The organism is Anaerotruncus massiliensis (ex Togo et al. 2026) (assembly GCF_030825285.1).
Taxonomy (GTDB): domain Bacteria; phylum Bacillota; class Clostridia; order Oscillospirales; family Ruminococcaceae; genus Anaerotruncus; species Anaerotruncus massiliensis.
On record NZ_JAPJQF010000017.1, the window covers coordinates 13,457 to 32,833 of the forward strand.

Sequence of the window (19,377 nt, forward strand, 5' to 3'; positions counted from 1 at the left end):
GTTTATTTGCCGATGAAGAACTGCTGGATGGGATGCCCTGCGAAGTTGTCGATCACGCCCACGGTGAGCATGACGGCGCCGAGCGCGAGGGTGTACCAGCCGAAATATTTGAGCTTGTTGCCCTTGACGACCCACTGCACCAGCTTGATGGCGAGCACGCCGAAGACGGCCGAGGTGAGAAAGCCGGTGAGGATGACGGGCAGGGGCAGCCCGGACCCCTCGCGGAAGGCGTCGGGCACCTCGAAGATGATCGCGCCGAGCACGGCGGGGATGCCGAGGATGAACGAATAGGTGACGGCGTATTCCCGCTCGAAGCCCCACAGCATCCCGGCCGAGATGGTGGACCCGGAACGGGAGATGCCGGGCATCGTGGCGACCACCTGCGCCACGCCGACCGCGACGGCGTCCTTCGCCTTCATGCTGGAGGCGTTCTTGCGGCCGTGGTCGTGCTTGCAGGCGGTCAGGAGCATGACGCCGGTGAGGAGGAAGCAGAAGCCCTCGACCGTCACATCGTTGTCGGTGGAAAAGCCCTCGACCCAGTCCTTGATGAGGAACATCACGGTCAGCGGGAGAAGCGAGAGCAGCAGAAAAAGCAGCATCCGCCGGCTGGGGGACATGTTTTTGGCGGAGAAACGCCCGGTGAAGAGGTCCCGCAGCAGGGAAAACGCCTCGAGAATCAGGTCGGCGATGGTGCGGCGGAAGACGATGAACACGGCGATCAGCGTACCCGCGTGCAGCAGGATGGAGAAGAGGAACCCGGTGTCGCCGCTGTTCCCGGTGAAATACTGGAAGAGGGAGAGGTGTCCCGAGCTGGACACGGGGAGAAATTCGGTCAGGCCCTGCAGGACGCCCTGCAGAAACGCCTCCAACACGCTCATGGCAGACTCCTTTATGTAGGGCGCGGCGCGCCCTCCGGCTTATTTTGACAGTTGGCCCCCCGGCGCGTACCGGGGGTCGAGGTAGAGCCTGGGATCGGTGGAAATCAGCCGGGAAATGGTAAATTTTCCGTCGATATTTACTCCTTGTATATAACTGTTATGCAACTCCTGGTATTCGTATGCGGCGTTTTCACCGCCCGGGAAGATCTGCTCGGGCGGGATGATCGTGTGCAGGATCATGACGCTTCCTCCCGCCCCTCGATCATCGCGTAGAGCGACTCGATCACGTCGGACACGCCGCCGAGCGCGTCGATGAGCCCCTCGTCGACCGCCGACTGCCCGTCGAGCACGGTGCCCACGTCCATGACGAGCTCGTCCTTGTTCATCATGAGCTGGCGGAACCGCTCGGGGGTGATGTTCGAGTTGTCGGTGACGAATTTGACGATCCGCTCCTGCATCTTGTCGAAGTAGGAGAGGGTCTGCGGCACACCGAGCACCAGCCCGTTCATCCGCACCGGATGGACCGTCATCGTGGCGGACGGCACGATGAAGCTCTTGCGCGCGCTCACCGCGAGCGGCACGCCGATCGAGTGGCCGCCGCCGAGCACGAGGGAGACGGTGGGCTTCTTCATCCCCGACAGCAGCTCGGCGATCGCGAGGCCCGCCTCCACGTCGCCGCCCACCGTGTTGAGGATGATGACCAGCCCCTCGATGTCGGGGTCCTGCTCCACCGCCAGCAGCTGGGGGATGACATGCTCGTATTTGGTCGTCTTGTTGGTCGCGGGCAGGATGTAGTGCCCCTCGATCTGCCCGATGATCGTCAGGCAGTGGATCGTGTGCTTGCCCTTGCCCGTCGTGATGCCGCCGGTACGCTCGATCTGTTCGGTCTGCGCCTGCGAGCCGGTCTCCTGTTCGTCGGATTCGGCCTCGTCCTGCTTTTCGTTGTTTTGGGGAGCGTTCTGCCGGGTTTCCTCATCGTCAAACGCTTTCACAATCGGTACCTCCTTCAGAATGGTAACGACTGTAGCATTGACCGTTCTTCATCGGAAAATGCGGCAAAACATACAACTTTATTATAACATTACAGGGCAGAATGTCAAACGAACAAGCGCGAAAAAAAGAAGCCGCCGCGCGTTTGCGCGGCGGCCGGGGATGTGGTTATGCATATCTGCAAACGAAGGCCCGGGATACTACTCCAATTCTGACAGAAGCCGGCGGAGGGCGCGGATTTCGCGGCCCGCATAAATTTCGGGCTCCCGCGCCCCACAGGACAGAAGCTCAATGCTCAGCCAGCCATCATAGTGGTAGCGACGGATCAGATCCAAAAGCTCCCGCATGTCCAATACGCCGGTGCCGATCCCCATGTGGGTCTGGTCGATGCCGTTGCTGTCCACAAAGTGGATATAGTCGAGCTTGTCGCCCAGCTTTTCAAAGTGTTCATAATAGGGCTCGTAGTTGATGAGGGGGGTGACGGTGTCAAGCATGGATTTCACGCGGTCGCTGTTCAGATCCTCGATCAGCTCCACCAGGTCGTCCAGCAAAAAGATGGTGTTGCTCTCCATGGGGGTCAACGCCTCGATGATGATATCGACGCCGACCTTCTCCGCGTGCGCGACGACCGGAAGAAAGACGCTGCGGATGTTCTTCATGTTTTCCCGCCGGGTCGTGCCAAAGCCGGCGTGTCCGCTGTTGATCAAAACACGTGGAATGCCAAGCGCCCGGGCGACCTCCAGACCTCTTTTGAGGTAGACGACGGTTTCCTCCCGTTCCACGGGATCGGGAGAGGAGACGTTGTAGGGGTAGCTGGTGACTTCAGGCAGATAGATGGGGATATCGACCCGGTAACGCTCCTTGAGGCGCAGGATCTGATCGATCCGTTCGGGCGTCATGTCGTACGCATATGCATGCGGGCGCCCGCCCCACAGCTCGATTCCGTCATACCCCAGCGAGGAGGCGATTTGAAAGGCCTTTTCCAGAGGATGCCTGGCAAAGAGCGGGGATGTCGTTGCGATCTTCATGGTGATTTCCTCCGCAGCCGGACGGGCCGGCTCTTATTTTTTCAGATAGGAGACGACGGCTTCGATCTGTTCGGAAAAGGTCCCGCCGAACTTCCCCTCGAAAAACGCGCCGCCGACGGTGAACGTCCACGGGCCGGCTTTTTTGATCAGGTCCAGCCGCTCATAGCTGTCGATGCTCCCGACGATGCTGACGGGCTTGTCCATCGCGTGCACCAGCCCGGTGATCAGTGCGGGCGCGTCGCCGACATAGCGGAAGCCGGACAGGTTGATGCCGTATACGCCCTGCGCACTGACTTCCCGTGCGTGGGCAATGATCTCGTCGATTTCCCCATAGAGCCGGTGATCCCTCCGTTTGCCCACGAAGGGGAGGTAACGCAGACCGTTCTCAGAGGCGAGCTGCTGGATTTTCGGGAAAAAGTTCGTCCCCGTAAAATAGTCGAAACCGCAGTTGATTGCGAGCCGGGCGCTTTGCAGCCCCTCTTCCTCGGTATAGGCGAGGGATTCCAAAAAGACGGTTTTCCCTTCACGCTTCATACACTGGACAAGCTCGCGCATTTCCCGCTCAGGCAGACCGATGTCCTTGAATCCCCAAAAGTCTGCGGGGGCGTCTTTTGCCTCGAGAAAAATGTCCATGGCGTTGGGCACGGTGATGTCGTGGTGTGTGAGCATGACGGTTAAATGCGGACCTTCCATTGCGTCGTCTTCCTTCCTTCTTTCCTTACAGCTGGGAGGTGATCCCCCGGAGCTGCGCGGTAAGCAGCTTGTATCGCCTGAGCAGGTCGTCGTAGGGGGCGCGGTTTTCCGGGGCGGGCAGATACCGTTCCCGTTCCCGGGCGATCCGCAGGGAAATCTCCTGCACGGAGGGCCACAGCTTCGCGCCGGCGCCCGCCAGAAGCGCGGCCCCCAGGCAGGCGGCGTCCTCGGTGTTCTGCATGGTCAACAGGGGCCTGCCGAGCATGTCCGCCTTGATTTGGCACCAAAGGGGGCTTTGCGCACCGCCGCTGAGCGACCGGATTTCCGTCACGGGAATCCCCATCTCCTCCACAGCTTCCACGATGCGGCAGAGAGAGGCCGCGACCGCCTCAAGGTAGGCGCGAATGATGTGCGCCTTGGTGTGATTGAGACCGAGACCGTAGATCAGGCATTTTGCGGCGATATCGGTGTCGGGCGGACCGGCCCCCTGGAAATGAGGCAGCACCGTCAACCCCTCGCTTCCTGGCGGGATGGCCGCGGCCTCCATGTCCATGAGCGCATAGGCGCTCCGGCCGAGCAGCCGCCCCACGGCGGACTCCTCCGCGCACAGGGCGTCGCGCAGCCATTTCAGAGCGATTCCGCCGCTTGAGAAGCCATGGATCATGTACATGCCGGGAATCGCCGTGTAAAAGCAGGAGAGCCTGCGGTGCGGATCGATGGCGGGGCGCTCGGTCAGGGTGCAGACGACCATGGCAGCCCCAGTGCTTTCCGACAGGATGCCCGGCCGGGCGTTTCCCACGCCCAGCGCGCCGCACGACTGATCCAGACCGCCCATGACGAGAAGGATCTCTTCCGAAAGCCCGAGCTCGGCGGCGACCTCCGGCAGGATTGCCGGGAGCGGCGTGCCCGACTCTACGATTTTTGGAAGCTGCTCCCGCCGCACGCCCAGCTCCCGCAGCATGGGCTCCCAATAGTCCCTGGTGCGGATGTCCCACATATGGGTGGAGCACCAGAGGGAACCCTCGCCGAAGGTCTCTCCGCATAGACGGAAAAAGAACCAGTCCTCCAGCAGCAGGATTTTGCCGAGGCGTTCAAAGAGCGCGGGACGGTTGCGTTTGAACCACAGCACCTTGCAGCCGGGAGAAAGCGGGATCACGTCGGTCTGCCCAGTGGCGCGGTGGATTTCATCCGGGTCGAAGCGGCCCGCGAGGAACCGGGCCTCCTCCTGCGCGCGGTTGTCCATCCAGACGATGGCGCGGGAGAGCGGCCGCCCGGCTTCATCGAGGAACACCATGGTTTCCCCCTGCGCGGAGACGCTCAGGGCGAGAATTTCCCGGCCGGACAGGCGCGACTCCGCCAAAACCTCCCGCAGGCCGGCCTTGAAGGCATCCCAATAGACGGACACCTCCTGCTCCACCACGAAATGAGATTCGGTGATGAGCCGGTACTCCTGCGTGGAGGAGCAGATCTTCCGGGCCTGGGAATCGAACAGGCCGACCTTGACCGCGGTGGTCCCGAGGTCCACGCCGAGCAGGTATTTCATTTCAGGAATCCCCCGATCACAGACAAATTTTCTGAAAAGGGCGGCTTACTTCGCCCACTCCTCCGCGACATCCTCGGGGTTGACGGTCTGGAGGCCGCCGAGCAGGGTGGCGAACAGCGCCTTCTGGGCGATGCATTCGAGGAAACGGGCGTTGGTAAACGCTTCGTCGAGGGTGCGCCCGACCGTTACCGCGCCGTGGTTGCGCATGAGGACGGCGTTGTTTTTGCCGAGCGCGCTGACGATTTCCTCCCCCAGCTCGTCGGAACCCGCTTTGCCGTATCCGGCGCAGACGACCTCGCCGGCGCCGAGGTGCGCGTATTGCTCGGCAAGCACGAAGGGGATGTTTTTGCCGCAGATGGCGAAGACGGAGGACCAGGCGGCGTGGGTATGCACCACCGCGTTGACGTCGGGACGGGCCCGAAGGATCGCAAGATGCATCGGCATCTCGATGGTGGGGCGGGACCAGGTGGTCATGCGGTTGCCTTCCATGTCCACGACGGCCATGTCGCAGGCGTGGTATTCGCCAAGATTTTTGTAGCCGATTTCGATCGGCGAGGCGGAGATATACACCAGTCCCGTTTCCGGATCGCGAACGCTGATGTCCCCGTTGTCGCCGGAGGGGGAGAACCCAAGCTCGTAAAGCATCCGGGTCCCACGCGCGGCCTCCTCCCGGTACAGATCCTTAATTCCGAGCCTGCGGTCGTTTTCCGACTGTTCCTCCCGATACGCCGTTTCACGCGCGGCCAGTTCCCGATACATCTGATAAACTTTTTCCCGATCCAATTTTTGACCCTCCTGTCTTTGTAGGCCGACTCCGGCCGGTTTGCATGCCGTGACGATCCCCTCGATGAGCAGGCAGGCGGCCGCCGCGCCCGGATCGGCCAGGCCGATTGTTTTTTCCCGGAATACGGCGGCTTTTCCGTGCTGGCTCATCAGCGCGCGTGTGTTTTCCAGGCTGATTTTTGCCTGCGTCAGCCCGGCCTGCGCGCGCTTCCAGATGTCCGGGCTGTCGCACCCCTCCACGGCGCGGGCGGCCGGGAAAAGCACGTCCAGCAGCGTCTTTTCTCCCTCTCCGGCGTTTCCCCGTTCGGCCGCGGCTTCCGCCATACTGCGGAAAAGCAGGGCGAAGCCTGTCCCGTCGAGCTGTTCGCGGCCGGATAGGGCTTTCCCCGCGCCGAGCAGGGCGGAACCGAGCAGCGTCCCCATCGTGGAGGGAGCCGCCCGGATGATGGAGAGGCCGACCTTCGTAAAAAACATGCCGAGATCGGAATCGGCGATGCTCTCGGCAGTGTCGGCGGCCGCGGAAAATCCGCGGACCATCGTCAGTCCGAGATCTCCGTCCCCGATTTTACTGTCCAGTTCGATCAGGGAATCCCGGTTTTCCTTCATAAGCGCATAGACGCGTTTCATTGCATCGACCGCGTGCTTCTTTGTGAATTCGATCATAGTTCCTCCAATGGGCAGCTAGCCGGCGTTCTGGGTAAAAAAGGGCGTATGCGCCTCCCGGCGCAGCAATTCTTTCAGCTCCCCGTCCAGTTTCAAAAGGGAGAGGGAAAACCCGGACATTTCCATGGAAGTGGCGAATTCCCCCACATAGGAGGAAAAGATCGAAATCCCCTTGTCCTCCAGGATCGCGGCGACGCTGCGGAACGCGATGTAGAGTTCCTCCAGTGAGGTGGCCCCCAGCCCGTTCACCAGAACGGAGACCTCGTCTCCGGGAGCGGCGTCCATTTCGCCCAGAATGAGGGCGAGCATGTCGGAGACGATTTCCTCCACCGGGCGCAGCGGTTGGCGCAGAATTCCCGGTTCGCCGTGGATGCCCATGCCGAACTCCATCTCGCCCTCCCCGATTTCGAAGGAGGGACGGCCGACTTCGGGGATCACGCAGGGGGAGGCGGCCACGCCGACGGTGTGGACGTTCCGGTTGGCCTTTTCGGCGACGCGGCACACCTCGTCGAGGGAACCGCCCGCGTCCGCCATCGCGCCCGCGGCCTTGTAGACGAAAAAGATTCCCGCGACGCCGCGGCGTTTGTGGGCCTCGTCCAGCGGGGCGGATGCGGCGTCGTCGGTGCCTGCCAGCGTCCTTACCTTGATACCGTCCATTTCCGCGAGCTCCGCGGCGATCCCAAAATTCATGAGATCGCCGGTATAATTCCCGATCAGGTAGAGCACGCCCATCCCACGGTCGACGGCTTTGGTGACCGCATAGATGTCGTCCGCGCCGGGGGATTGGAAGACGCCGCCGACCGCACAGCCGTCGAGCATCCCGTCCCCGACATACCCGAGGAAGAGCGGGAGATGCCCGGTCCCGCCGCCGGTGACGATGCAGACCTTCTGTTTTTCGCGGTTCCTTTTGACATAGCACCGCAGGTTCCCATTGAGGCATTCGACCGTATCGTGGTGGGCTGCGACGATGCCCTCCATCATCTCGTCGACGTAGGCCTCGGGGGCGTTAATGAACTTTTTCATGCGCAGCCTCCTTTTTGGCGTTGATGACGAACCGCAGGCAGAACACGGCGAGCGTTGCAAAGATCAGCAGGGACGAGATGGCCGAAATCGCCGGGCTGACCTCGTACTTCAAGCTGTCGAACATCAGTTTGGGTAGCGTGGCGGTGTTCCTGCGGGCGATGAAAACCGATACCACGGATTCGTCGAACGAGGTGACGAAGGCGAACAGCATGCTGGTGAGGATCGCGGGCCTGATGAGCGGAAGCACGATTTTGCGCACCGCCGTGAAATGGGTCGCGCCCAGGCTCCTTGCCGCGTCGTACAGGTTTGAATCCACACCGTACAGGGAGGCCGCCGTCAAGGTCACCACCATTGGGATCGCAAGACAGGTATGCGCCAGAACCATGCCCGTGTAAGTGCCGATGAGCTTCCACTGCCCGTAGACCATGTACATGGAAATCGCCACGATGATCGAGGGCAGGATCATGGGGAGCAGCAGGATGACATTGAAGACCTTGCCGCCCTTTTTCATGGTCTTGCTGGTGATCCCCAACGCCGCGGAGATTCCAAGCGTGCAGGCCAGCACCATGGTACAGACCGCGATCCGCAGGCTGTTCCACGCCGCGTTCAGCCATTTGGGGTTGGAGAAGAAATCCCGGTACCAGCGCAGGGAAAAGCTGCTGGGCGGGAACTCCAGGAAATCCGAACCGCCGAAGGACATGGGGATGATGATGAGCACCGGCATGATCAAAAAAAACAGGACCAGTCCGCAGACGATATACAGCCAGACCGGCCGCCGGTCGAACCTTGAAATTCGCGTCCGCATGAGGCACCTCCTAGACAAGCCGTTTTTGCAGGGAATCCATTCCGAAAAAGCGGTCGAAAACCCCGAGGAACAGGACCGTGATCAACAGGAGGATCACGCCGAGGGCGGAGCCGAACGACCAATCCAGGAACGTAAACATCTGCCGGTCGATGAGCCCTGAGGCGACCAGCGTCTGCGCGCCGCCGAGAAGCATGGGGGTGACGTAGAAACCGAGCGACTGGATGAATACCAGTAAAATCCCGGAGGCGATCCCGGGGACACTCAGCGGCAGGGTGACGCGCAGGAAGGCTTTCGTCCTGGAAGCGCCCAGCGACATGGCCGCCAGGCTCAGGTTTTTGTCGATGCTGCGCAGCACGCTGTAGATCGGAAGAATCATGTAGGGCAGCAGGATATGCACCATGCCGATCAGGACGGCTGCCGGCGTGTACATGATCTGGACCGGCTCGCTGATGATGCCCAGCGCGAGCAGGAAGCTGTTGACGACCCCCGTGCGCTGCAGGATCACCATCCAGGAGTAGGTCCGAACCAACAGGCTGGTCCAGAGCGAAAGCAGGATGATCGTCATGATTGCGCCGGCGGTCTTGGACTTTACGATGGAGAGAAGATACGCCACCGGGTACCCGAGGATAAAATTGATCGCCGTGGTGGCCAAACATAGCCAGATGGTGCGAAGCAGCGTTTTGATGTAGACCGGCTCGGAAAAGATATGCTGGAAATACTGCAGGGTAAAGGCGTGATCCTCATAAATACTTTGGGGCAGCAGTTTCATCATGGGATAAAAATAGAAGATCATCAAAAGGATCAGCGAGGGCAGGATCATCGCAAAAGAGGAGATCCAGGGGCTCCTCCTCCGGGGGAGGGAAGCACCCTCCCGCTGCCTTCCGGACCCTGCGTTCTGCGAAAATGTCATGGTCATCCCTCCCAAGGGACATCCGCCGCCGGCGTCCGCGCGGGGGAGCCGGCGGGGCGGATGCTTGATTAAAGGACCGATGCGTCAGCCCGCGAGCCATTCGAGATAACGCCGCTCCGCTTCCTTGAAGTTCTGTTCCCACCATTCCACATTGACCCAGATCGCGCCGTCGATATTTTGCGGGGAAGTCGCCATTCGGTTGGCCTGTTCCTCTGTCATATAGTCGAACGCGGTCGTGATAACGGGGCCGTAACCCGACTGGATGGAGAATTTGGCGGCCAGCTCAGGGTCGCAGCAGTAATCGAGGAAGGCGTAGACCACGTCGACGTTGCGCGCGTTTGTGGGGATTGACCACGCGTCGACGTTCATCAGCACGTCGTCGAAGCCGACCTCGACGTTGACGCCCGAATCCTTGACCTTATAGGCGTAGCCCGGCCAGAAATATCCGGCGTCGACCTCCCCGTCGTTGAGCGCCTGCATGATGTCCGCCCCCGAGCCCCACCATTTGGTGATGGAGCCCTTGATCCGGTCGAGGCTCTTCAGAGCGCGGTCGATGTCCAGCGGATACAGGTCTTCCCGCGCGACCCCGTCGCCCAGCAGGGCGAGTTCGAAGGTCTGGGTGGGGACATAGCTGATCATCGAGCGGTTGCCGGGGAATTTCTCCAGATCGAAGTATTCCACCGCATTTGTCGGGCCGCCGTTGGGGAATTTGTCGGCGAGGTAGACGGGATGGATCGAGCTGGCGTAAGCGCCGATGCCGTACTCGTACTTCACGTCTTCCATAATGTTATCGGCGGATTTCAGCCTGCTGTAGTCGATCGGCTGCAGCGCGCCCGCCTCGGCGCACACCCACAGGGTGTCGGTTGTGCCAAGGCCGGAGACGAGGTCGTAACCGGGGACATCCTGCTCGTACTGGGCGCGGATCTTTGCGCTCAAGTCGTTGCCGTATTCTTCGAGGATCACAGTGGCTCCGGTGTCCTCTACGAAAGGATCGACAAAACAGGTCTGGATGTTATTGGCAAAATTCCCGCCCCAGACGCCGACGGTAATCTCTTTTCCCTCGAAGATCTTACCGCCGCTTTCCGGCTGCGCACCGGACTCGGCGGGGGCCGGAGCCGCATCCGGGATCACCGCGTCGGCGGCGGGCGCGGCAGGCTCCGCCCCGCACGCCATCAGAGAGACGCCCAATACCACGCACAGAAGTAACGCTGTCAATCGTTTCATTTTTTTCGCCTCTTTCTCTCAGCATTCTGGTTTGTATCGAATATGCAGCGGCCGTCCGGCCGATGGATCCAACGTCCGTCAGGAGAGGAGCTGGCTGTTTTCACTGTTCCATGTCAGGTCGATGAGATCCCCCACCGAAAAATGGGAACGGATATCCATAGTCTGTTCCTTTGCGGAGAAGTGGTAGCTGCCGTCGATTGAAATGATGTATTTTACCGTTTCGCCAAGGTAGATGACCTGCGCCACCTGCCCGCGAAGCTTCGCCTCCGGCCCGAGGTCCCTGCCGATCGCGACCTTCTCCGGCCTGATGACGAATTTCAGATCGTCCGTCGGTTTGGGCTGGGCGCCGCGCCTGGGGCAGCGGATGAGGGAACCCTGCTCGGACTTGATCCGCAGGATCAGTTCCTCCCCCTCCTGACCGGCTATTTCGACCGGTACAAAGTTTGACTCCCCGATAAAGTCGGCGATAAAGGAACTGTTGGGATGCTCGTAGATGTTCTTCGCCGTGTCCAGCTGGGCGATTTCCCCATCCCGCATGATTGCGATGCGGTCGGAAAGGGTGAGGGCCTCCTCCTGGTCGTGCGTGACATAGATCGTCGTAATATTCAGCTTTTGCTGGATCCGCTTGATTTCAAGCTGCATGGCCGAACGCAGCTTTTTGTCCAGGGCGCCGAGCGGTTCGTCCATCAGGACGATCGGCGGATGGAACACGAGCGCGCGGGCGAGGGCGACGCGCTGCTGCTGGCCGCCGGAGAGTTGGGAGGGATACCGGTCCTGATATCCGTCAAGCTGGACAAGCTGGAGGATTTCCGCGACCATCCGCCCGATCTCCGCCTCCGGAAGCCGTGGCTTCTTCATATGGAGGGGGAAAGCGACGTTGTCTTTGATCCTCATATGTGGGAACAGCGCGTAATTCTGGAACACCATGCCCAACCCCCGTTCATTGGGCGGCAGAAACGTTATGTCGCGCTCGTTTACCGAAATCATGCCGCTGGTGGGGGTCTCCAGCCCTGCGACCATTTTCAGCGTGGTGGTTTTGCCCGACCCGCTGGGGCCGAGAATCGTCAGGAACTCCCCCTCGTGCAACTCAAGAGAAAGGTCCTTTACCGCCACAACCTCCTGATACTTTTTGGTGAGCCCGTCCAATACGAGCATCGCATCCATTCAAATCCCTCCCGCGAATCAAATCTGCAAGTTTTTTCGAACGATGTGGTTCCCCAAAATTGCGGTGACTGCCGCCGAAAGCAGCGCTGCCGACAGGATTACGGGCAGAAAAGGATTCCCGTACCGTTCTGTCCCGTAAAAGCCGCTGAACAGCGAACCGAGAAAGGTTCCCAGCCCAAGCAGGCATTCGGCGGCGCCGCCGTAATTCCTTCCTCCCGGCCGGGAGGCGAAGACCCCGATCCGCAGCGCGGTGAAATGCAGGAACCCCGCCACGGTTCCCACGAGGGCCATTCCGATCCCCATGGTCCAGGCCCGTCCCGCATTCCCGAGCAATAGAAAACAGAGGCAGAGCGCCCCTTCCGACAGGGCGATGATCAGAGCGGTCCGGAGTTTGGCCAACTGCTCGGGACCGGATCGCTTTAACGCGGTGGCGACCGCCATTTGCGCAAAGAGCCGGATGCCCAGCAGCACGCCCCAGAAACTGGCGCCGAACCCGGCCCGGCGTACAAAAAAGGCGCCTGTCGCGCGGAAGGCCCCTTCGGCCAGCCCGGCCGCGCAGATTCCACCCAAACCGGAAAAAAGCAAAATCCGTTGTTCGGACCGGCAGAGGTCCGCCCATGGGGAACCGCGGTCCTCTCCGCTTCCGTCGCCACCGGTCGATACGGCGGCCCTGCCGGCCGCTTTCGGAGAAATGGGAGGCGGACAGACGACCGACGGCAGCAGCATGGCCGCCGCAAGCAGGAGCAGACAGCGCCCCAGCAGGGGATACAGGAAGCCCGCCAGCACGGGCGCGGCGACCGACGTCATGGTGATCCAGATAAAGCTGTTGCACAGAAGTCCCGTGTCTTCGCCGTTCCCGCCGCGGGCGGCATGAAAGGCCCAGAATTCCGGCCAGAACGTCCCTTGGCAAAGACCGTGCAAAAGCACCAACGGATAGAGGAGCGGGTGGGTGGGACAAAGAGCGCTTATCAGGTATACGGCCGCGGCCAAAAGAATCGACCAACGCGCCGCGAAGGCTCCGCAGAGATGGTTCCGGCACATCCCGCTCAGGCAGGTGACGGCGATGTAGCAGACCGAGTGGACCGCCGTCAGCAATCCAATTTCGGATTGGGACATCCCCAGCCCGGAGGAAAGGTAGGGCAGGACGAAAAAATAAATGCCCATATCGGTGTTGAGCAGCAGCGCGGCGGTCATCATCCGAATCATGAAACGCTCCCCAATCCCATTTAAACACAATCCATATTGGGTTACTATGTGGCCCGCTGACAAAAGATTTTGTCTCGCCCCCACAAGCCGGAAAGCTTTCAGGAGTCACCGGGGACGGGAGGCCTTCCGCCGGGGGGAGGAAAGGTAAAACAGGAGCCCTAAAACCGCCCACCCGCCGACAATCACCCATTCATAGGGCCAGCTGAGCGATGCGGGGGAGCCCGGGAGATAAGCCGCAAGCATGACGGCGCTGAGCAGAAGGGAACCGCCCCCTGCGAGCCGCCACCGCGCCGCCGAATAGGGACGGGGCATATCGGGTTCCCGCCGGCGTAGCCTCAAATAGGAAACCGAGACCAAAAGATAGGTGACGACGGTGGCGAAGCTGCCCGCGTTGGCCGCCCATTTCAGTACGGTCGCGCCGAAAAACGGAGCGGCGGTGGTGAGCACCATGATCAAAAGGATGGCGCGTGAAGGGGTTCGGTACTTTGGATGGATTTTTCCAAACCAGGCGGGGAGCAGACCCTCACGGGACATGGCATAGACCGTACGGCTGGCGCCGATATAAAAGGCGTTCCAGCAGGTTACGATTCCGGCCACTCCGCCGGCGACTAGGAGTCTGGACGCAGCGGTGTTGCCGCCGAAAGCAGCCGCCATCGCGTCGGCGGTGGGAAGCGCGCTCGACGCGATCTGCTGCCTGCTGAGCGTGCAACTGACGCAGAGGATGATGGAGACATACCATATGACGGCAAGCCCGACGGATAAAACCAGCAGCTGGCCGATTTTGCGCGGCGGGATATTCATCTCCTCCGCGGCATGGGGAATGACGTCAAAGCCGCTGTAGATGAAAGGCGTCATGACGACGACGGTCAGAACCCCGTGCGGGCCGTTTGAAAAGAGGGGAAAAAGATTTTCCGGTTTCCCGTTGACGACCGTGCCGCCCGCCAGCAGAATCCCCGCAAGAAGGATGACGGCCATCAGGACCGTCTGTAAGAGGGCCGCTGTTCGGACCCCCCGGTAGTTGACGGCGCAAATCAACAGAGAGCTTCCGACGCCGATCAGCAGCCAGGGAGCATGGATCTCAAAACCGGCGGCGCTGTAAAGGTAGCCCGAAAGGATATCGGGAAAGAGGTAGGCGAAAACGTTGGGGAAGGCGACGGTTTCGAAGGAGATGACGGAGAGAAAGGTGAGGATGACCGCCCATCCGCAGAGGAAGGAGATCCGTGTCCCGAAAGCGCGCCTGCAAAAGCCGATGACCCCAAGGCTGTTCGGCATGGCGGAGGAAAGCTCCGCATAGACAAGGCTGACGAAGGAGACAAAGATACCTCCCAGGACGAAAGCAGCCGCCGCGCCGAAGGCGCCCGCGGACAGAATCCATTCCCCGGTTAGGATCACCCAGCCCCAGCCGAGCATGGCCCCAAAGGTGAGGAGGATGACATCCAGCTTGTTCAATGCGGCGTGCAGCCCGTTCCCGGAATCAGTCCATACCTTAGGCTTCATTTTCCCACCCCTTGCACGGCCGGATGACAGGACCCTACTCACCGAGCCACTTTTTGCCAGAAAAGAAACACTTGATTTAAACTGCTCACACATATAAACTGTAAAATAAGAAGAATAACTTAAAAAATGAAAATAAGTTTATAAAAGTCATGCAAAACAGACAAATATTTTTCTTTGGGATTATTAAATCATAAATATCCGGTGATTGGTATGGCTCGAGTCGACGAATAAAACTATCTCGTTCGGACATGCGGTGAGTGTGTGGCGCCGCTTATAATGGAACTGTGTCACGAAAGGGGATGTTGTCAGTGAGTTTTCAATGCCGAGAGATTCTAACGATTCCTACCATTCGGAACCTCAGGCTCCTCAGCGGGGCCGAGGGTTTGGACAGGGTGGTCCGTTGGGTCTATGTCGCCGAGGCAATGGAAAATATCAGCATGACGCTTGACTGGCTCATCGGCGATGAGCTCGTCATCATAACCGGCAGTAACCTCAAGGAGAACGTCACGCAGGAGCTGCTGAGGTTTATCCAGCGCTGCAACGACAAGTTTGTGGCGGGCATCGTGGTGAACACGGGAAGGTATATCCCGAAACTGCCTCCGGAGGCGGTGGCGCTTGCGGATGACCTCCACCTGCCGCTCTTTGAAGTCCCGTGGGAGACCAAGCTGGTGGAGTTTACCAAGGATATCGGGGCGGCGATCATCGACTCCTCCCTGGAGGAGGAATCCATCAACGCGTTTATGAACGACCTTCTTTTTGGGGACATCGGCGGGGAGGAAAATCTGCTTCCGCGGCTTGCGCGGTATGGGATGGAGCCGAACGACAAATACAGCATTGGGATCATCAACGCCGATTTTTCGGAAGCGGCGCGTGATTACAACAGCTATAACGTCAAAAACTACCTTTGGGATTTGGTCGGGACGTCCTTCGAGGAGTACGGGGTCACCAAACTGCTGACCAACAAAAAAGACCGGATCATATTTCTGGCAAAGTGCGATCAGCGGTACCGCTACCTGGATCAGATTCTGTCCTATGTGATCACCGTTATGTCGGGAAGGTACCCGAAGCTGACACTGGAAATCGGCGTGGGAAGGGCGTTCGAGGGGATGGAGAATCTTCTCAAGAGTTACCAGACTGCGCAGCAGGCGTTGAAGGTGCTGCGGATCGAAAAGCCGGATTTCCCGGTGATGTATTACGAGAACATCGGATTGTATTCTCTTCTCCTTTCCGTGCGGGAGTCCTCCGTACTGCAAAATTATTACAACAACCTTTTCCATGCGCTGCTTGAATACGACAGCAGCAACCACACCGAATTGATGAGGACGTTGGAATGTTATTTGAACAACAATGCGAAGCTGGCGCCGACGGCGCATGTCCTTTACATCCATGAGAACACGTTGAAGTACCGCTTGGACAAAATCAAGACCCTTTTGGGCGTCAACATCAACGATTTGCATGAACAGTTCCGAATCAAGATGGGCTTTATGATCGGCAGGGTGCTGGCGCCGCCGCCTGACATTCCGGAGATTGAAATAAAGCATAAAATAAAAAACGAGCGGTTCGCAATTTAGCGAACCGCTCGTTTTTTTGCGGAAGCCCCGCCGGAAAACGGGGCGGTTATTCTGCTTCTGCGGCAAGCGCCGCGTATTGCGCGGCAGAGGCGGCGTTATGTTCGATTTCGGAGGGCATGAGCGGGCGCATCACCCGCGCGGGCTGGCCGAGCGCGAGGGAGCCGTCGGGGATTTCCACCCCCTGCGGGACGAGCGCGCCGGCGGCGATCAGGCAGTTTTTCCCGATCCTCGCGCCGTTTAAGACGATCGCGCCCATGCCGATCAGCGTGTTGTCCCCGACCGTGCAGCCGTGGAGGATCGCGCCGTGCCCGACGGTGACGCCGTCGCCCACCGCGACGGGGAACCCCGCGTCCGCGTGAACGACGCAGCAGTCCTGGATGTTGGTGCGTGCGCCGATTGAGATCCGCTCGATGTCGCCGCGGACGACCGCGTTGTACCAGATGCTGCTTTCCGCCCCGGCGGTGACTTCCCCGCGCACGACCGCGCCTGGGAAGACGCGGGCGGAGGGGCTCAGTTCAGGCTGTTTCATCCGCGCGCCCCCCTATCGGTAGCGCAGCCAGCGCGCGAGCAGATAAACGGCCAGGATGATCTGCCCGAGGAAGGCGATGCCGACCGGCTGCCGCTCGAACAGCATGACGAGCCGCAGGGTAAGGCCGCCGCCCGGATAGGCGCCGACCGTGAGCCCGAGGGCCGGCAGGAGAGCAAGCCCGGCCGCGGCGGCCCCGGCGCAGGCGCCGGAGGAACGCGCGCGGGCGCAGAGGACGGCCGCCGCCGTGAGGTAGGCGGCGACGGCGAGCATGGTGAAGAACTGCCAGCAGAGGGCGGGCCACACGAGGAAGGCGCGCTTCATCTGCTGCTCGAGCGGGTAGGAGACGGCGGGGAAGCACCCGATCAGTGCGGGCGCGAGCGCGAGCAGCAGGCAGAGCGGGAGGCTGTTGCCCCCGCGCCGTCCCGAGAGGTCGATGCGGTTATGTCTGTTCACGGCGGAGTCCCCCTTATGACGTTCAGTAGTTGCTTTCTCCGCGCAGCGTCTCGTCATTGACGATCCATTCGTCGGCAACGTTGATGACGCGGAAATTTTCCTTGTCGTCCCGCACGATGACGGTCGAGATGCCCGCGTTGATGATCAGGCGGGTGCACATCGAGCAGGGGAAGGCGTTCTGGACATATTCGCCCGAGGCCACCTCCCGGCCGACGAGGTAGAGGGTGGAGCCGAGCATGTCCACGCGGGCGGCGTGGATGATCGCGTTCATTTCGGCGTGGACCGAACGGCAGAGCTCATAGCGCTGCCCGCGCGGGACACCCATGCGGTCGCGGGTGCAGTAGCCCAGGTCGGAGCAGTTCTGGCGGCCGCGCGGCGCGCCGACATAGCCGGTGGAGACGATCTGGTCATTTTTGACGATGATCGCGCCGAAGTTGCGCCGCAGGCAGGTGCCGCGCTCGGCGACGGTCTCGGCGATGTCGAGGTAGTAGTTGATCTTATCGCGTCTTGTCATATCGGTTCACATCCTTTATAATGATACCATTCGGTGAAAGGGCGGTCGTCCTTTCAGAATATTCTACTATAGTTTGCCGGGCTGTGCAACAATCGGTAAAAATTTCACGGGCCGTGCGGAAATCCGCCGCGTCGGCGGAAAGGAGGGAAACGCCGTGGAAAACCTCTCGAATATCGGTGTCATCCGGGACCTGCTCGCGCGGCACGGCTTCCGCTTCTCCAAGGCGCTGGGGCAGAATTTCCTGGTCAACCCCACCGTCTGCCCGCGCATGGCGGAGCAGGGCGGCGCGGGACCGGGCGTGGGCGTGATCGAGATCGGCGCGGGAGTCGGGGTGCTGACCGCCGAGCTGGCCCGCCGCGCGGACAGGGTCGTCTGCGTCGAGATCGACGGACGGCTGCTCCCCGTGCTCGCGGAAACGCTTGCCGGGTTCCAAAATGTCGAGATCGTCAACGCGGACGTCATGAAGGTCGACCTGCGCGCGCTCATCGCGGAAAAGCTCGGCGGCCTGCGGGTGGTCGTCTGCGCGAACCTGCCCTACTACATCACCTCCCCGATTGTGATGGGCCTGCTCGAACAGCGCCTGCCCATCGAATCGGTGACCGTCATGGTGCAGAAGGAGGCGGCCCAGCGGCTGTGCGCCCTCCCCGGCACGCGGGAGGCGGGCGCGGTGTCCTGCGCCGTGCGTTACTACAGCGAGCCGAAGGTGCTCTTTCCCGTTTCGCGCGGGTCATTTTTGCCCTCGCCCGACGTGGATTCCGCCGTCATCCGGCTGGACATCCGCCGGGAGCCGCCCGTCGACCCGGGGGACGAAAAAACCTTCTTCCGGGTGGTGCGCGCCGCCTTTTCGATGCGGCGCAAGACGCTGCTCAACTGCCTTTCGGCGGGCCTGCCGCTTCCCAAGGAGCGCGCCGCGGCCCTGCTCGAGCGGGCGGGGGTGCCCGCGGGGGCGCGCGCCGAGCAGCTCACGCTGGAACAGTTCGCCGCCGTCAGCCGCGCGCTGGCGGAGGAGGCGTAATCAAAAACGGGGCGCCGGAGGCGCCCCGTTTTTGATTGCCTAGTGGGTCATGCAGTATTCGACGATATGGGCGGGCAGCCCGGTGAACGCCGCCGCCTGCTCGGAGGTCCAGCCGTTGCGCAGGCACTCCTCCACCGTCTCGCCGTCGAGCAGCAGGTACCCCGCGAAGAGGTCGGCCTCCCGCTCGTAGCGCTCCATGACGAAGTCGGTGCGCTCCCGCAGGAAGAGGGCGTTGTGCCCCTCGTGCAGCAGGGCGTGCCCCAGCTCGTGGGCGCACACCGTCCGGCGCTCGTTTTCCTCGAGCGCGCCGTTGAGGTAGAGGATGCGCGCCCCGTGCGCGCATCCGTAAAAGCCCCTGACGCCGGGAGGCAGCCCGACGGGCAGGACCGTGATGTCGAGCGCGGCGCAGAGCGCGAACGGGTCGGCGGTGCCGAACCGCTCGGCGAGCTGGCGCGCCAGTTCCTTGATGCGTTCCATGCTGTCCTGCTCAGACGTCCTTTCCGCCGCTTTTGCGGCCCAGCTTGTTGACGGCGACCGACGCGCCCACCTCGATCGCGCTGACGACCTGGGTGATCTCCTCCTCGGTGAGGGGCACGCCGTTGAACATCAGCCCCTCCTGGGCGAGCAGCCTGCGCCGGAAATCCTCGAGGAACTCCCCGAGCTCGGGCGGTCCGGCGGGGCTTTCCGCCCCGTCGAGCAGCAGGTAGTCGCTCGGCACGCCGAAGAACCGGCAGAATTTGGTCAGCGTCTCGTTGTCCGGCTCCCGCCGTCCCTGCTCGTACATGCCCACCGCGCTCGCGGAAATTTCCAGCGCGCCCGCCAGTTCCTGTTGGGTCAGCCCCTTGGCCCTGCGCAGGGCCCGCAGCCTGTTAGCCAGCATTCCGGTCA

21 protein-coding genes are annotated in these 19,377 nt (G+C 61.2%); 2 read left to right on the forward strand and 19 right to left on the reverse strand.

From position 1 onward, the window contains the following. Nucleotides 1-2: 2 nt before the first annotated feature. The 14 genes from RCI06_RS07140 to RCI06_RS07205 all read right to left on the reverse strand — a co-directional run bounded on the left by RCI06_RS07140 (nucleotide 3) and on the right by RCI06_RS07205 (nucleotide 14,407). Entirely contained in the window at nucleotides 3-878 is an 876-nt protein-coding gene (locus RCI06_RS07140; RefSeq protein ID WP_101552492.1) for an undecaprenyl-diphosphate phosphatase, read from the reverse strand. A 39-nt stretch (nucleotides 879-917) separates the two neighbouring features. Next, nucleotides 918-1,118: a YlzJ-like family protein gene (locus tag RCI06_RS07145; protein ID WP_306575281.1), complete on the reverse strand. Its 201-nt coding sequence runs from the start codon at nucleotides 1,116-1,118 to the stop codon at nucleotides 918-920. After that, a complete protein-coding gene (locus RCI06_RS07150) occupies nucleotides 1,115-1,870 on the reverse strand; it encodes a ClpP family protease (RefSeq protein WP_101552488.1) in 756 nt (251 codons plus the stop codon). The genes RCI06_RS07145 and RCI06_RS07150 overlap by 4 nt, the downstream gene beginning before the upstream one ends. A gap of 198 nt (nucleotides 1,871-2,068) precedes the next feature. Then, a complete protein-coding gene (locus tag RCI06_RS07155) occupies nucleotides 2,069-2,896 on the reverse strand; it encodes a TIM barrel protein (RefSeq protein WP_101552486.1) in 828 nt (275 codons plus the stop codon). Nucleotides 2,897-2,929: 33 nt separating this feature from the next. Next, entirely contained in the window at nucleotides 2,930-3,589 is a 660-nt protein-coding gene (locus RCI06_RS07160; protein WP_276871661.1) for a hypothetical protein, read from the reverse strand. Between the two features lie 25 nt (nucleotides 3,590-3,614). Continuing rightward, entirely contained in the window at nucleotides 3,615-5,132 is a 1,518-nt protein-coding gene (locus RCI06_RS07165) for an FGGY-family carbohydrate kinase (protein WP_306575285.1), read from the reverse strand. A gap of 45 nt (nucleotides 5,133-5,177) precedes the next feature. Continuing rightward, complete coding sequence (locus RCI06_RS07170) at nucleotides 5,178-6,578, reverse strand: class II aldolase/adducin family protein (RefSeq protein WP_302822744.1); 1,401 nt, start codon at nucleotides 6,576-6,578, stop codon at nucleotides 5,178-5,180. A gap of 18 nt (nucleotides 6,579-6,596) precedes the next feature. Continuing rightward, nucleotides 6,597-7,601, reverse strand: a complete 1,005-nt coding sequence (locus tag RCI06_RS07175; protein ID WP_306575289.1) for a dihydroxyacetone kinase subunit DhaK — start codon at nucleotides 7,599-7,601, stop codon at nucleotides 6,597-6,599. Further along, a complete protein-coding gene (locus tag RCI06_RS07180) occupies nucleotides 7,585-8,406 on the reverse strand; it encodes an ABC transporter permease (RefSeq protein WP_101552476.1) in 822 nt (273 codons plus the stop codon). The genes RCI06_RS07175 and RCI06_RS07180 overlap by 17 nt, the downstream gene beginning before the upstream one ends. Before the next feature lie 10 nt (nucleotides 8,407-8,416). Beyond that, nucleotides 8,417-9,316 (reverse strand): ABC transporter permease, encoded by a 900-nt coding sequence (locus tag RCI06_RS07185; protein ID WP_306575292.1) that lies wholly within the window; start codon nucleotides 9,314-9,316, stop codon nucleotides 8,417-8,419. 84 nt (nucleotides 9,317-9,400) lie between these two features. After that, a complete protein-coding gene (locus tag RCI06_RS07190) occupies nucleotides 9,401-10,540 on the reverse strand; it encodes an extracellular solute-binding protein (RefSeq protein ID WP_306575294.1) in 1,140 nt (379 codons plus the stop codon). Nucleotides 10,541-10,618: 78 nt separating this feature from the next. After that, nucleotides 10,619-11,704, reverse strand: coding sequence for an ABC transporter ATP-binding protein (locus RCI06_RS07195; RefSeq protein WP_101552469.1), 1,086 nt, complete (start codon nucleotides 11,702-11,704; stop codon nucleotides 10,619-10,621). An 18-nt stretch (nucleotides 11,705-11,722) separates the two neighbouring features. Then, nucleotides 11,723-12,910 (reverse strand): MFS transporter, encoded by a 1,188-nt coding sequence (locus RCI06_RS07200; RefSeq protein ID WP_306575297.1) that lies wholly within the window; start codon nucleotides 12,908-12,910, stop codon nucleotides 11,723-11,725. Nucleotides 12,911-13,015: 105 nt separating this feature from the next. After that, nucleotides 13,016-14,407 carry an APC family permease gene (locus RCI06_RS07205; RefSeq protein ID WP_306575300.1) on the reverse strand — a complete coding sequence of 464 codons (1,392 nt, stop codon included), beginning with the start codon at nucleotides 14,405-14,407 and terminating at the stop codon, nucleotides 13,016-13,018. A gap of 299 nt (nucleotides 14,408-14,706) precedes the next feature. On the opposite strand from RCI06_RS07205, the gene RCI06_RS07210 reads away from it, so the two are divergent. Further along, nucleotides 14,707-15,978 (forward strand): PucR family transcriptional regulator ligand-binding domain-containing protein, encoded by a 1,272-nt coding sequence (locus RCI06_RS07210; RefSeq protein ID WP_101552462.1) that lies wholly within the window; start codon nucleotides 14,707-14,709, stop codon nucleotides 15,976-15,978. A 46-nt stretch (nucleotides 15,979-16,024) separates the two neighbouring features. Here RCI06_RS07210 and RCI06_RS07215 read toward each other — a convergent pair whose 3' ends face one another. From RCI06_RS07215 to RCI06_RS07225, 3 genes are read right to left on the reverse strand one after another with little or no spacing between them, the layout of a single operon-like run. Next, nucleotides 16,025-16,507, reverse strand: a complete 483-nt coding sequence (locus RCI06_RS07215) for a gamma carbonic anhydrase family protein (protein WP_276871644.1) — start codon at nucleotides 16,505-16,507, stop codon at nucleotides 16,025-16,027. Between the two features lie 12 nt (nucleotides 16,508-16,519). Then, entirely contained in the window at nucleotides 16,520-16,960 is a 441-nt protein-coding gene (locus tag RCI06_RS07220; RefSeq protein ID WP_276871643.1) for a hypothetical protein, read from the reverse strand. A 22-nt stretch (nucleotides 16,961-16,982) separates the two neighbouring features. Then, entirely contained in the window at nucleotides 16,983-17,474 is a 492-nt protein-coding gene (locus tag RCI06_RS07225) for a dCMP deaminase family protein (RefSeq protein WP_101552458.1), read from the reverse strand. Between the two features lie 154 nt (nucleotides 17,475-17,628). Between RCI06_RS07225 and rsmA the strand changes: the two genes are divergently transcribed. After that, nucleotides 17,629-18,489, forward strand: coding sequence for a 16S rRNA (adenine(1518)-N(6)/adenine(1519)-N(6))-dimethyltransferase RsmA (rsmA, locus tag RCI06_RS07230; RefSeq protein ID WP_306575304.1), 861 nt, complete (start codon nucleotides 17,629-17,631; stop codon nucleotides 18,487-18,489). A 39-nt stretch (nucleotides 18,490-18,528) separates the two neighbouring features. Here the strand turns inward: rsmA and RCI06_RS07235 are convergent, their stop codons facing one another. Both RCI06_RS07235 and RCI06_RS07240 read right to left on the reverse strand, forming a co-directional pair. Then, entirely contained in the window at nucleotides 18,529-18,966 is a 438-nt protein-coding gene (locus tag RCI06_RS07235) for an ImmA/IrrE family metallo-endopeptidase (RefSeq protein WP_101552453.1), read from the reverse strand. 10 nt (nucleotides 18,967-18,976) lie between these two features. Then, nucleotides 18,977-19,369, reverse strand: a complete 393-nt coding sequence (locus tag RCI06_RS07240; protein WP_158595686.1) for a helix-turn-helix domain-containing protein — start codon at nucleotides 19,367-19,369, stop codon at nucleotides 18,977-18,979. Nucleotides 19,370-19,377 lie beyond the last annotated feature (8 nt).